This is a genomic window from Clostridium ihumii AP5 (genome assembly GCF_000612845.1).
GTDB classification, from domain to species: Bacteria; Bacillota; Clostridia; order Clostridiales; family Clostridiaceae; genus Clostridium_J; species Clostridium_J ihumii.
Genome location: NZ_CCAT010000083.1, coordinates 172316 through 185929, shown reverse-complemented (window position 1 = coordinate 185929; position 13614 = coordinate 172316). Strand labels below are relative to the sequence as shown.

Sequence of the window (13614 nt, the reverse complement as noted above, 5' to 3'; positions counted from 1 at the left end):
AAAAAGATATATTACACTTAAAATGTAATATATCTTTTTATTTTTTTATTCTGATAATCCACTTTCTTTAAATTTATCATTAAACTTCTCTACTATTTTATCTAAAGGTTTCTTTAATAGCACTCCTATGAGTAAAAATACTATAAAAAACAATAAAAGTTTTGTTATATCTCTTCTCAAATTTGTTACTACAGCTCCAGCTACAGCCTCTCTCATAGCTCCTATTGCATATGTAAATGGTAGATATGGATTTATTGCTTGAAAAAATGGAGGTGTAACTTCTATTGGAAATGTACCACCTGATGCGGCCACTTGTAATACTAATAATATAACACCTAATGCTTTCCCTACATTTCCAAGAACTGACACTAATGAATAAACTATCATTGAAAATACTGTAGCTGTTAATGCTGCAAGAGCTATAAATAATTTAACATCTACAACATAGCATCCTAATAAATATTTATCTCCAATTGCAACTATTAACCCTTGAGTCACTGCTATAGTGAAAAAAAATAAATATTTCCCGAAAAATTTTTCATAACTTTTTAACGGTCTTTCACCTTCGAATTCATGAACTTCAACTGTTAATATTGATGATAATATTAATGTTCCAACCCATATAGCAAGTACAGTATAAAATGGCGACATAGCTGAACCATAGTTTGGTATCTTATAAAGACTATTTTGCACTAATTCTACTGGAGTTGATATAAATGTTTTTGCACTATCAGGATTAGTTTTTAATAACTCTATTAAACTATTTATTTTCTCATCATCATTCAAAACAGATATTTTATCATTAACTTTTGATAATGATTCTTTTATTTCTGGTAAAGCATCTTTAAATTCTTTTAATTTTTCACTACCTAATGTTGCGCCCTCATCTGCTAAACGTAACAGATTTGTGATAGTTGGCATATCACTATTTAAATCATTTAGCATTTTCAATGAATTATCTGCTATAGTAGATAATTTTTCAATTACATCAGTTAATGCTGGTTTAAATTCATTGTCAAAAGAATCTATTTTCTCATTTATAAATTCTATTACTTGATTTATATCATTTTTTAGCTTCATAAGAGTATTTTGAGCTAATTCATCACCTTTTTCAGAAGCTACAATTAATTCTTGTACTGTTGAAATTTGTGATTTTATCCCAGTGGAAATATCTTTTAGTTGTGCTGATACTTCATTCAAAGTTGGATTTTGAACTAAATTATTTATTTTATCTATTTTTTCATATATTGATATAATTTTAGAATCCGTAGCTTTAAGTAATGTTTCTATTGTATTTAAGATTTTAGCCGTTTCATTTCCACTTGTACTATTTAAGATAGAATCTATTAAATTACTTGCCTCTACTGCAGTATCTCTTGCAAACTCTAAACTTTCTTTTATGTATGGTGACACTGTTTCAATCGTTTCTTTTCCCTCTTCAATAAATTTTTTACTTTGATTTCCTACCTCAATAGCTGATTTGACAGTTTCTTCCATAACTGGTACATTAGTTTGTATTTTTCCAATAAACTGATCTAGAGTTAATGAACCATTATAAAATTTATCTACTAAGATGTCTATATTCTCCATATTATTATTTAAATCTGAAACAATTGAAATTAATTTTATTAAATTAGGTTTTTGATTTTCAACCTCAACTCCTATCTTATTAAAATTTTCAAATATAACACCATTTACTGTTTTAACAAAGTTTTCTGATACTGTTTGCTGTAATGTAGATGCACCCTTATCTGTAATTTTAGGTGCAATTGCATTACTTTTTTCATTCACACTATATATAAGTTCTGGTTTTTTAGGATTTTTATTAAGAAAAGATGTCAAATTTTTAGAAAAATCTTCTGTAATAACTATACTTGCATAATATTTTCCATGCGACACACCATAACTTGCATCTATTTCATTTGTAAAAACCCATCCAATGGAATTATTTTTTTTAAGTTCACTAACCATTTCATCGCCTATTTTTAACTCCATATTGTTAAATCTATATCCTTTATCTTTATTAACTATGGCTACCTTTATTCCATTTGTACTTCCATATGGATCCCAACTTGCTTTAATATTAAACCAAGCATATAGTGATGGCAGTATACTTAATGCTAATATTATTATAATTGCTACATAATTTGTAAAAAGCTTTTTCATATCTCTTTTGTAAATTCTAAAAATATTTTTCACTATCCCACCTCTTCTAATTTTTAAATAAATATATAGTTTTAAAATTGTCTTTGTCACTATTGTTCGCTATATTTTTTAAAGCTATACAACTTATTATTTTTTTTTAAAATTAAATAAGTTAAGGATTAATGATTTAATATAATAACTTTGTATTTTTTATTTACTTAACATTTTCTAATTTCATATTGATAATATTTAATCCAAATGAAAAAAAGATAGTCTTAAGACTATCTTTTTTTGGAGCGGGTGAAGGGAATCGAACCCTCGTAACTAGCTTGGAAGGCTAGCACTCTACCATTGAGTTACACCCGCATATTATTAAGTTTTAGTGGTCGGGGTGACAGGGATTGAACCTGCGACCTCATGGTCCCAAACCACGCGCGCTCCCATCTGCGCCACACCCCGAGACAATATTAACTTTTTAAAATTGGAGCGGGTGAAGGGAATCGAACCCTCGTAACTAGCTTGGAAGGCTAGCACTCTACCATTGAGTTACACCCGCATATTGGAGCGGAAGACGAGATTCGAACTCGCGACGTTCACCTTGGCAAGGTGACGCTCTACCACTGAGCCACTCCCGCAATATATGGGGTGACCGATGGGACTCGAACCCACGACACCCAGAGCCACAACCTGGTGCTCTACCAACTGAACTACGACCACCATATATGGTGCGTTTTAAGGGATTCGAACCCCTGGCCCACGCCTTAGAAGGGCGTTGCTCTATCCAACTGAGCTAAAAACGCATATTTTCTCCGAGGAGATTCCCCCTCAGCGACGAAATTAATGATAACATATATATTTTTATTATGCAAGTACTTTTTTAAAAAACTTTATAATTTTATTAATTATAATTTTAAAGCTTCTCTCCACTGCTCTTCTTTAAATCCTATTAGAACTTTGTCCTCTAAAATTAATATTGGTCTTTTAACAAGCATTCCATTAGATGCTAATATTTCTATAAGTTCTTCAAAATCTCCATTTTTAACCTTATCTTTAAGATTCATTTCCCTATAAAGAATTCCACTAGTATTAAAAAATTTATTTATTGGCATACTACTTTTTTCTATCCATCCTTTTAATTCATCTGTACTAGGGTTAAACTCAACTATATGTCTATCCTCAAATTCTATATTATTTTCTACCAAAAACTTGTATGCTTTTTTGCATGTTGTGCATTTGGGATATTCTAAAAATAAATTTTTCATATCTACAACTCCCTCTGAAAATAATTATTATTTATTAATATTATTTATTAAATCATATTTGTATTGCATTTTCAATGCATACTTATCAAAAGAAGTGTCGTCAAAATCAATTGGAGACACTTCTTTTAATATAATATTTACTTTTTACTCATTTCCTTTGATTTTTCCATACAGCTAGACATAGCTTCTACAACCGCTGATTTAAATCCATTTTTTTCAAGACTTCTTACAGCTTCTATAGTTGTTCCACCTGGTGAACAGACCATATCCTTTAATTCACCTGGATGTATTCCAGTTTCTAAAACCATTTTTGCTGAACCTAATACCGCTTGTGCTGCAAACTTATATGCCATATTTCTTGGCATACCTCCTAATACTGCACCATCTGCTAATGCCTCAATAAACATAAAAACATATGCTGGCGAAGATCCACTAACACCTATTACCGAATCAATTAAGTTTTCAGGTAGTATTTCAGCTTTCCCAAAACTTTCAAATATTGATTTAATTTCTAATAGCTCATCATCACTTACATTTTTATTCTTACATAAGGATGACATACCTTCACCGACTAATGAAGGTGTATTAGGCATACTTCTAACAACCTTAACATTTTCTCCTAATACATTTTCAATACTTGCTATAGTTTTTCCTGCTGCTATATTAATAATTATTTTACTTTCATTTATTTCACTTTTTATTTCATTCATAACTTCATCATAAATATTAGGTTTAACTGCTAAAAATATTATATCTGATAATTTAGCAACTTCTTTGGAATTAGCAGTAGTTTTAATTCCAAATTCTCTATTTAATTCAATTAGTTTTTCCTCATGTTTAACTGATGCTATTATATTTTTAGGATTAACAAGCTCTGATTTTATAATTCCTCCAATCATAGCTTTTCCCATATTTCCAGCACCAACAAATCCTATAGTTTTATTCATAGTATCCTCGTATCCTCCTAAATTATAACTTTTAGAAACTTTGTTCTGTTCTTTCTATAATTTCGTCTTGTAATACTTTACTTAAATTGTTGAAATGATCACTATACCCAGCAACTCTTACTATTAAATCTTTATATTCATCAGGATTCTTTTGAGCATTTAAAAGTGTTTTCCTATCAATTACATTAAATTGTATATGATGGCCCTCAAAATTAAAATATGTTTTTATCAAATTTGCCATATTGCTAAGCCCATCTTCTCCTGCAACTACTTCTGGTGTAAATTTTTGATTTAAAAGTGTTCCACCTGTTTTTAAATGATCCATCTTTGCTGCTGACTTTATAACTGCTGTGGGACCATTTATATCTGCACCTTTTTCAGGTGAAATACCTTCTGATACAGGTTTATTTTTAAGCCTTCCATTTGCTGTTGCACCTATTACTTCTCCAAAATATATATGACATGTTGTTGGTAGCATATCTATTCTGTATACTCCACCTTTAACATTTTTTCTTCCTGTAACTTCTAAATAAAAGCTTTCAAAAACCTCTTTCATTATGCTATCTGAGTAATCATCATCATTACCATATTTGGGTGTTTTATTTAATATTAAGCCTCTTATAAATTCATGATTTTCAAAGTTATCATCCATAGCATTTATTAATTGTTCCATTGTAAACTTTTTCTTATCAAATACATTATATTTAATAGCACTCAAACAATCTGTTATAGTTCCTATTCCAACTCCTTGTATATAACTTGTGTTATATCTAGCTCCCCCACTATTATAATCCATACCTTTTAATATACAATCATCTATTATAATAGATAGAAATGGAGATGGCATATTTTTAGAATATATTGCTTCTATTATATTATTTCCTTTAATTTTTATATCAATAATATAATTCAATTGTTTCTTAAAAGCCTGGAATAATTGTTCGTAATTTTCAAAATCTTTCGCATATCCTAATTCTAACCCAATTTGTTTGCCTGACATATTATCAAATCCATTATACAATGTTATTTGTAATATCTTAGGCAGATTTAAATACCCTGTTAGATTATAACACTCCTTGCCCCATGCACCTGTTTCAACACAGCCACTTGCTCCTCCACCTCTAGCATCTTCTATACTCTTTCCCATTTGTAATAATTCCTGAACTATAGCTTCTGTATTATAAAAAGCTGGTTGCCCCCATCCTTTTCTTGAAATTTCACATGCTCGTTTTAAAAATTTTTGTGGAGTTTTTCTACTTATTTGAACATTTGAACTTGGTTGCAATATTTTAAGTTCATCCATTGTATCTAGTATTAAATAGCTCACTTCATTAACTCCATCACTTCCATCTTTTGTGATACCACCAGTATTTATATTTACAAAATCTGTATAAGTACTGCTTTCTTTTAGGGTAACACCAACTTTAGGTGGTGCTGGCTCATTATTGAACTTAATCCAAAAACATTCTAAAAGTTCCCTTGCTCGTTCCTTATTTAAAATTCCATTATCAATATCTCTTTTGTAGAATGGGTATAAGTGTTGATCTAGTCTCCCTGGCGAAAAAGCATCCCAAATATTAAGTTCCGTTGTAACTGCTACATGTACAAACCAATACATTTGTAATGCTTGATGATAATTTTGTGGTTTTTTTTCTGGAACAATATCACAGTTTTCTGCAATTAATAATAAATCTTTTTTTTCTTTTTCATCTTCAGATTTAGCTGCTAACTCTCTTGCATATTCTGCATACCTTTTTCCATATATTATTATAGCATCACAACAAATCTCCATAGCTTCAAGCTCCGATTTTTTTTCAAATGCTTTTAAATCATTTTTATAATCTAATTCTTTTAATGCTCGTTGTATTTGCTTTTTAAAGTCTAAAAATCCATTATTATATATTTTTCCATCTCCTGCAGTATGCCCTGGAGCTCTTTGTTCCATAAATTCAGTAAAAATACCAGCCTCATAGCATTTTATCCATTCTTTTGTCATACTATTAAATATTTTTTCTTTAATAGCTCTCTTTTCCCAATATGGAATTATTTCTTGTTTTTGAAATTTCTTATCTTTATCACTCACTTTAAATGCTATTTTATCTCTTGAATTCATTATTTCAAAGTCATCTAAAGTATGGCAGCATAATTCTGGGAAAGTTGGTGCTCCTTGAGGTGTTTCTCCTTTTTCACCAACTATAAGTTCTCCCCTTCCTATATAAAGTGTTCTATTTTCCATGAAGTATTTGAATGATAATGCCCTTAAAACTGGAACTTCTACTTTCCCCTCATATTTTTTATAAGCCTCTGTAAATAATTTAGCTCTTTCCATTGATATATATGGCTTTGTTTCAACACTAAGTTTTCTTAAATTTCTAGTTCTATTATTAAACCCTCTTTCCATATATTAACCCCCTATTTGAACATCATATCCTTCTTTTTCAAAACATAGTTTTATTTTTCTCATAAGTTCATCATTTGGTTTTTCGAGCTTAATATTTGTGTATTTCCTATTTAAATTAAAGTACTTATATACCCCTATATCATGATAAGGCAGTAAATTTATTTTTATAATATTTAAAGGTTTTATAAATTTAATAATTTCTTCTATTTGGCATATATCTGCATTTATACCTTCTATAATTGGTAGTCTTAAATTTATATTTGCATGTGCTTCACTTAACCTTTTCAAATTGCCTAATATAATATCATTAGTTTTCCCAATATATTTTTTATGCAATATTGAATCTAAAATTTTTAAATCATATAAAAATAAATCGACATATTTTAATATACTTTCATATTTATGAAAATCACAATAACCACAAGTATCTATTGCTACTGATATCTTTTCTTTATAGCATAGCACTAAAAATTCTTTTATAAATTCAAATTGAGACATAACTTCTCCACCGGATAAAGTTACACCTCCACCTGATTCTTCATAAAACATTTCATCCTTTTTTATCTCTATTAATAATTCTTCTGGAGTATATTCCTCCCCAACTATATCACGTGCATTGTTAACACAATATTCTACACACCTGCCACACTTAATACACTTATTTAAATCTGTGCATATTGTATTATTATGCACAGATATAGCATCATTAGGACAAGCAAGTAAACACTTTTTGCACAAAATACACTTCTCATTGTTCTGTATGATTTCTTTATTATAACTTTGTGTTTCTGGGTTATGACACCATACACATCGCAAAGGGCAACCCTTAAAAAATACAGTTGTTCTTATACCCGGGCCATCTTTTGTTGAACATCTCTGTATATTAGTGATTAACGCCCTACTCAATCATATCACTCCTTATCTTTAAACTGATTTGGATAACTTACTTCAATAATCCTTACCATCTTATTAGTGTAATTGGAATAATTATGCATAATATCAGATTTATAATGAGCACTATCACCTGGGTATAACTCATGTTGATCATTATCTATGCATAAAGTTAAGGTTCCTTCTAAAACATATATAAATTCTTCTCCATCATGTTTATATTGGCTTATATTTTCTTCAGTATTATTAGGTAATATTTCTATTAGTCTTGGCAACATAAATTTATCACTATTATTTGTTGTTAAATTGTAGTTTATAAAAGTAGAACTATCAATTTTGAATACTTCTTTTTCATAACTTCTTAATACTACTCTATTTTTCCTTTTTGGATTTGCAAAAAAATAATTTAAATCAACATCTAAAGCTTCTGCAATTTTCATTAATGAATCCGTAGCTATACTTGTAAGACCTCTTTCTAGTTGAGATAAAAATCCTATTGAAAGGCCTGTCCCTTCACTTAATTCTCTAAGTGTCATTTTTTTATTTGTTCTAAGCTCTTTAATTTTATTTCCTATGTCTTTTTTCAACTTTCACACCTCATCATTATCCCTATAGAAATGTTTAGTTCATAATATTATGATACTTCACTTTATTTAAATAGTCCATATATTCAGTAAAATTTTTAAGTATGTATTTCATTATATCTAATTTAAGTTATATTTATTATGTATCAACGTTTAAATCTAAGTTTTATTATAATTTTTCATATCTAAACTCTTAAATCAACACCTTTTTATAAGTAGTAATTTATAATTTTGTAGTATAAACTCTTCTAAAATCTAGAAAAGTCTATACTATTCATTTAAACTATAAGTACAAAATAAATATATTTTATTTTACTTCAAAACTATTTTTATATTATAAAATCATTCTATAGTTTTTATATAATTAAATTTATTTTATTTTTTTAATATTTTATCTTCACTAATTTTTTCTTCTTTATATGGGCATATGTATTTATTTACAAGAACAGCTATAATAATACCTAATGCTGTCTCTATAAATCTAAATGTTCCATATTCTAAGGGAGATTTATCATTCAAATTTGTCATTATGGCAATAAATACAATACACGAAATCGATATTGATTTATTTTTATGTAATGAATCACATATATAAATAATTAAACTCACTCCCATACATGTAAATATAATACTGTTTGGTGCTATATAAGAAAAACATATTCCTATAAATGTCCCCATAGCAGTACCTATCATTCTGTTTTTTCCTACTTCAAATGAAGTTTCAACAGTAGATTGCATACAGATAACTGCTGCTATACAGCTATAAAATGGAGATTTAAACCCAAGTAATCTTGATATAACTATACACAAGAAAACAGCTATTCCAGTCTTCATATTTCGCATTCCTATTCTCTTCATAAGCAACTCCTCAACATATTTTACTTACAAACTATATAATACGCTAATTTTTTTCATTTTCAAATAATGTTTTCATGAAATGTAAATTTTTATACATAAAATGATGATATTATATAATTTATTAAACTTATAATACCATAAAAATAAAGATTCTTATTTCAAGACAGAAAAATATAATTAAATATTGAATATATGTTCAAATATATTTAACATTTAAATGTCTCTCAATAAGAATCTTTACTTTTTTGTTTATTTTTAATTTTAAATTTCTATTTTCTCATCTTTTGTTGTTCTTTCATAATGTCTTGTTGACCTAATCCTGTTGCTTCCATTATTTCAGTTATTCCCATATTTCTTTCTAAAAGCGTTCTAGCTTTCTTTAAAAGTTTTTCATGTTCACCTTTGTGCATTTTTTTACTCATCAATCATAAACTCCTCTCGATTTTATAATTAAGTTTACCTTTTGAATATCTTATATGCTTCAAAAGATTCTATATGTTTTAATTAACACTTTCATTTTTATTGTTATCTTAAAGCATAATATTTATTCACTAAAACCTGAAGTTTATTCTTCTATAAGCGCTAACACTAGTACTTTTATAAATTTAATATTATTTTCCCGATCTTTAGGACTCATAGATAAACTTTTTGTTATTTCAACAATTAATATCTGTCCTAATCTTTCATTTACATTTTCAAACTCCGAAAGAGCCTCTATTTTTTTTAGAGGAGTAAAAATTTTAGTTACTCTTTGAGATATTTCTTTTATAAACTCATGCATCTCTATATTCTTATTATTAGAAAAAGTGTATTTTTGTTGAACATAAAAACCCAATCCACGTCTATCCTCTATACCATCATAAAGAACTTCTATTTGTAATTCTAATTTTTCTTTTAAATCTAAGTCCAATTTTTCTATAGCCTCAAGTTTATTAAAAGTTTTTTGCCATGAAATTTTTAATATATGCATGAATAATTCCATCTTACTACTATAATAGTTATAAAATGTGCCTACAGCCATACCGCATTCTTTTGCTATCAATTTTATATCTACTTCATCATAACCTCTGTTTGAAAACAACTCAAATGCTTTATTTCTAATATTTTCATCTAAATTCTTAATAATTTTGGGCATAATATCTCCTTTTTTTTTCAATTATATATGTAATTTTTTATAGGTTCTAACTTTTTAACTTATACATATTTGATCAATACTATAGGAATTTAAGTTTAAACTTTAAGTTATTCATGTTTAAGTTGAGAAAGAGCAATTTGAAGTGTTATACAAAATTAACAATGAAGGATAAAACTGAAGTCTCAGTTTATTTGAATCAATTTTTATGATAATTTGCTAAGCAAATTAGTTTGAAAACAATATAAAAACATAGTTTTCATGGAATTCTATTCATAAATATTAAGAACGAAGTGAATAATATTAACCATCATTGTTAATTGCTAACTGTTAATTGTTAATTGGTTCCAGACATTATAATAGAATAAACTATACGATTAGTAATATCATTTGAGAAAGCTATTATTTAAAATTTTAGCTTGGAACCCTATATAATTTCAAACATATACTATTAATCTTTCATCCTTCAATTATTAGAAATATTCCTAAAGTTAGAGATCTAACATCCATTATAAATCTCCCTTTTATATTATAAACTTATCCTAAAATTACAATTAAAATTGAAAACTTATAAGTTAAAATATGAATTTATTTCCTATATAAATTGATTTTATCATATTCTATATAATTTTTTTATATAAAAATAAAATAATCAAGGAAATATAGAAATAAATTTCCTTGATTATCATATTTATAATTTAATTAACTTAATTTAAATTTTATAGTTAACGGATTATGATCTGAGTACTTAAAATCTAATTCTTTTCCTTTTATATCTATAGTTTTTATATTTTCTGATACTATAAATCCATCTATTATAGCTCTAAAATTTTCTCCCTTTACATATGGTGTTCCTGCAGTTCTTACTGTTGGTGTATTTTTATCAAACTTCCATGTATATCCATCTAATAAAAATTCATTTGGTATCATTTGTAACCATGACGGCCATTCCTCTGTTGCTTCAAACTTTTCAGGATCACTACCGGGAATTTGATGATTAAAATCTCCACCAGCAATAACATAGTTGCCTTTATCGTATTCTTCCTTCAAAAATTGTTGTAAAAAACCCAACTGCTGCTTTCTTATGAAACCGCCTTTATCATATGCTGATAAATGAACATTTATTAATACTAATTCTTTACTGTTTTCTACTGGAATTCTATTCACTAATATACATCTATCTAACTCAGCTAATTGTCTCGGCCATTTCTCTTGTCCTGGCAAACTATATCTTGTGCTCTCATTAACCTTGTATTTTGATAAGTTCATAAGCCCTGCCAATACTTTCCCATGTGGCTTTGTTAACGGTATTGGAACCCATGGAGTTTTATAGTTTATAGCAAAACTTGTAGTAAAGTCTTTAAATTCATTTTTTATTTCTTCATACTGATCTACTTTATAACTTCTAGTTGCATTTATATCTACTTCTTGAAGAAACGTAAATTCTCCATTTATTTCCTTAAGAGCATCTATACTTCCTTTTAAATTTGCCTCTGTTTTTTCTTTACTTATGGAACGCGATAAACTTCCTCCATCCATAAAAAAATGGATTTCTTCATCCATACCACAGTATCCAATATTGTAAGTGGTTAAAGTCATTTCTTTATCTAATTTAACAACATCATTTTGATTGTTTTCAATTTCTATATTGATTACTTCTTCTGGTTTATAATCTGTAATCGTCATAAAAACTAAATATGCAATTACTATTAATAATAGAATTACAACTACACACATAAGTATTTTGAATGTTTTTCTTATCATCTTTTCCCCCATCACTATGTTTTTTATTTTATTATAATAATACCATATTTTAATATTTAGAACAAAGCTATAGGGTTCCAAGTTCAAATTTAAAGTAATGTATTTATAAATTGAAAGATTTTTGCTTTTATCAAGAAACATGAATTGTTTAAAGTTTTACTCATAAAAATAACAAATCAAAGTACATACTTTAATTTGTTACAATTTACTAACTTAAGTTTTTAACTATTTTAGCTAGAACATTTCTAAATATATCTCTTTCATTTTCATCTATATTTAAGAAACATTGTTCATCAAAGCTTTTAAATAATCTAAATATATCTTGTTTTATATCTTTAGCTTTTTGTGTTAAATAAATTCTACTAACTCTTAAATCTTCTGTGTCTGTCTTTTTTATTATAAAGCCTGTTTTCTCCATTCTATTAACCATTTTAGTCATAGTTGCTGGTGTAACAGATAATTTTTCACACAAATCTTTTTGAGTAGTTCCTTCATTGTTATATAAAACCATAATTAATGATGGTTGTCCTCTATATAACCCCAATTTAATTAATTCTTCATCTAATTTTTTGAAGGTTCTATTTGCTACTTTTAAATAATTAGATATTAAATTTTCCTCCATTTATTATTCCTCCACATATTTAGTCAACTAATTTTATATATATCATTAAACAAATTTCTATATATAGAAAAATACTCTCACCTCTAAATTTGTTCATTTAACAAAATTCAACTTAGTATTTATTACTACTCTTGAATACTTATAAGAATGTCCAATTTTTGAAATGAGTTATTTATATAGTTAATTTGAATCTATAGTATATTCAATTCTATTTTATCACAAATTATAATGCACTATGTATATTTTTTATTTTTCACTATTGTTTTGTAATAATTTAACTAATAACTCTAGTATCTCAACATATAACCATATAAGTGTAACTAACAATCCAAACCCTGCATACCACTCCATATATTTGGGACTTCCATACTGAGCAGCTCTTAGAATAAAATCATAATCAAGTATTAAACTAATTGATGCTATAGCTACTACAAACACACTAAATCCTATCCCTAAAAATCCAGATCCAAATATAGGTATATTTACTCCAAATAAACTTAACATAAACGATATTAAATAAATTAAAGCTATAGATACTGTTGATATAACAACTCCTTTTCTCACTTTACCAGCTAATGTTGGAGTTCTTCTATATATAAGTAATGTAGAAATAGATACTGCTATAGTCAAACAAATTGCTGATAATACTACTCCTGGAAATCTAAACTCCATAAGTCTTGATAAACTCCCAAGTAATACTCCTTCGAACACAGCATAAAATATAGATGTTATAGGCGCTATTTTAGGTACAAAATTTGTTATTATAGCAAGTATAAAAGCTCCTATAGATGATATCACTAAAAGACTATTAAAATTCTTTATTCCATTAGATAACACTTTCCATGTTAACATTAATGATATGAATAATACTGCTATTAACACTAATGTCTTAATTATTGTTGATGAAATTGTCATTGTATCTTCGGCATAATTACTTTTTGATTTCTCAAATCCACTATTTATAAATGGATTTGATTGCAAATCCTTCATACAACATTCTTCCTTTCA

The 13614-nt window shown here is 27.4% G+C and carries 12 protein-coding genes and 6 tRNA genes; all 18 read right to left on the bottom strand.

Features of this window, described 5'->3' with window-relative positions; genetic code table 11:
• Nucleotides 1–45 precede the first annotated feature (45 nt).
• Entirely contained in the window at nucleotides 46–2199 is a 2154-nt protein-coding gene (locus BN346_RS16630) for a YhgE/Pip domain-containing protein (RefSeq protein ID WP_040330102.1), read from the bottom strand.
• 238 nt (nucleotides 2200–2437) lie between these two features.
• Nucleotides 2438–2511, bottom strand: a tRNA-Gly gene (locus BN346_RS16625).
• A 17-nt stretch (nucleotides 2512–2528) separates the two neighbouring features.
• Nucleotides 2529–2604 (bottom strand) — tRNA-Pro (locus BN346_RS16620).
• Nucleotides 2605–2627: 23 nt separating this feature from the next.
• Nucleotides 2628–2701 (bottom strand) — tRNA-Gly (locus BN346_RS16615).
• 4 nt (nucleotides 2702–2705) lie between these two features.
• Nucleotides 2706–2780, bottom strand: a tRNA-Gly gene (locus BN346_RS16610).
• 6 nt (nucleotides 2781–2786) lie between these two features.
• Nucleotides 2787–2862: transfer RNA gene (locus BN346_RS16605), tRNA-His, on the bottom strand.
• Between the two features lie 6 nt (nucleotides 2863–2868).
• Nucleotides 2869–2945, bottom strand: a tRNA-Arg gene (locus BN346_RS16600).
• Nucleotides 2946–3047: 102 nt separating this feature from the next.
• Nucleotides 3048–3407: an arsenate reductase family protein gene (locus BN346_RS16595; RefSeq protein ID WP_040330101.1), complete on the bottom strand. Its 360-nt coding sequence runs from the start codon at nucleotides 3405–3407 to the stop codon at nucleotides 3048–3050.
• Nucleotides 3408–3544: 137 nt separating this feature from the next.
• Nucleotides 3545–4354, bottom strand: a complete 810-nt coding sequence (gene proC, locus BN346_RS16590) for a pyrroline-5-carboxylate reductase (protein ID WP_040330100.1) — start codon at nucleotides 4352–4354, stop codon at nucleotides 3545–3547.
• 31 nt (nucleotides 4355–4385) lie between these two features.
• Complete coding sequence (gene hypD / locus BN346_RS16585; protein WP_040330098.1) at nucleotides 4386–6755, bottom strand: trans-4-hydroxy-L-proline dehydratase; 2370 nt, start codon at nucleotides 6753–6755, stop codon at nucleotides 4386–4388.
• A gap of 3 nt (nucleotides 6756–6758) precedes the next feature.
• Entirely contained in the window at nucleotides 6759–7661 is a 903-nt protein-coding gene (locus BN346_RS16580; protein ID WP_040330097.1) for a glycyl-radical enzyme activating protein, read from the bottom strand.
• A 5-nt stretch (nucleotides 7662–7666) separates the two neighbouring features.
• Nucleotides 7667–8233, bottom strand: a complete 567-nt coding sequence (locus BN346_RS16575; protein WP_040330096.1) for a helix-turn-helix domain-containing protein — start codon at nucleotides 8231–8233, stop codon at nucleotides 7667–7669.
• A 372-nt stretch (nucleotides 8234–8605) separates the two neighbouring features.
• On the bottom strand, nucleotides 8606–9088 hold the full coding sequence (locus BN346_RS16570) for an FUSC family protein (RefSeq protein WP_040330095.1): 483 nt from the start codon (nucleotides 9086–9088) through the stop codon (nucleotides 8606–8608).
• A gap of 269 nt (nucleotides 9089–9357) precedes the next feature.
• On the bottom strand, nucleotides 9358–9510 hold the full coding sequence (locus BN346_RS21980; protein WP_187372147.1) for a hypothetical protein: 153 nt from the start codon (nucleotides 9508–9510) through the stop codon (nucleotides 9358–9360).
• 143 nt (nucleotides 9511–9653) lie between these two features.
• Nucleotides 9654–10223 carry a TetR/AcrR family transcriptional regulator gene (locus BN346_RS20695; protein WP_051540468.1) on the bottom strand — a complete coding sequence of 190 codons (570 nt, stop codon included), beginning with the start codon at nucleotides 10221–10223 and terminating at the stop codon, nucleotides 9654–9656.
• Between the two features lie 699 nt (nucleotides 10224–10922).
• Nucleotides 10923–11984, bottom strand: coding sequence for an exonuclease/endonuclease/phosphatase family protein (locus tag BN346_RS16560; RefSeq protein WP_040330094.1), 1062 nt, complete (start codon nucleotides 11982–11984; stop codon nucleotides 10923–10925).
• Between the two features lie 208 nt (nucleotides 11985–12192).
• Nucleotides 12193–12606: a MarR family winged helix-turn-helix transcriptional regulator gene (locus BN346_RS16555; RefSeq protein ID WP_040330093.1), complete on the bottom strand. Its 414-nt coding sequence runs from the start codon at nucleotides 12604–12606 to the stop codon at nucleotides 12193–12195.
• Between the two features lie 246 nt (nucleotides 12607–12852).
• On the bottom strand, nucleotides 12853–13596 hold the full coding sequence (locus tag BN346_RS16550) for a Bax inhibitor-1/YccA family protein (RefSeq protein WP_040330092.1): 744 nt from the start codon (nucleotides 13594–13596) through the stop codon (nucleotides 12853–12855).
• Nucleotides 13597–13614 lie beyond the last annotated feature (18 nt).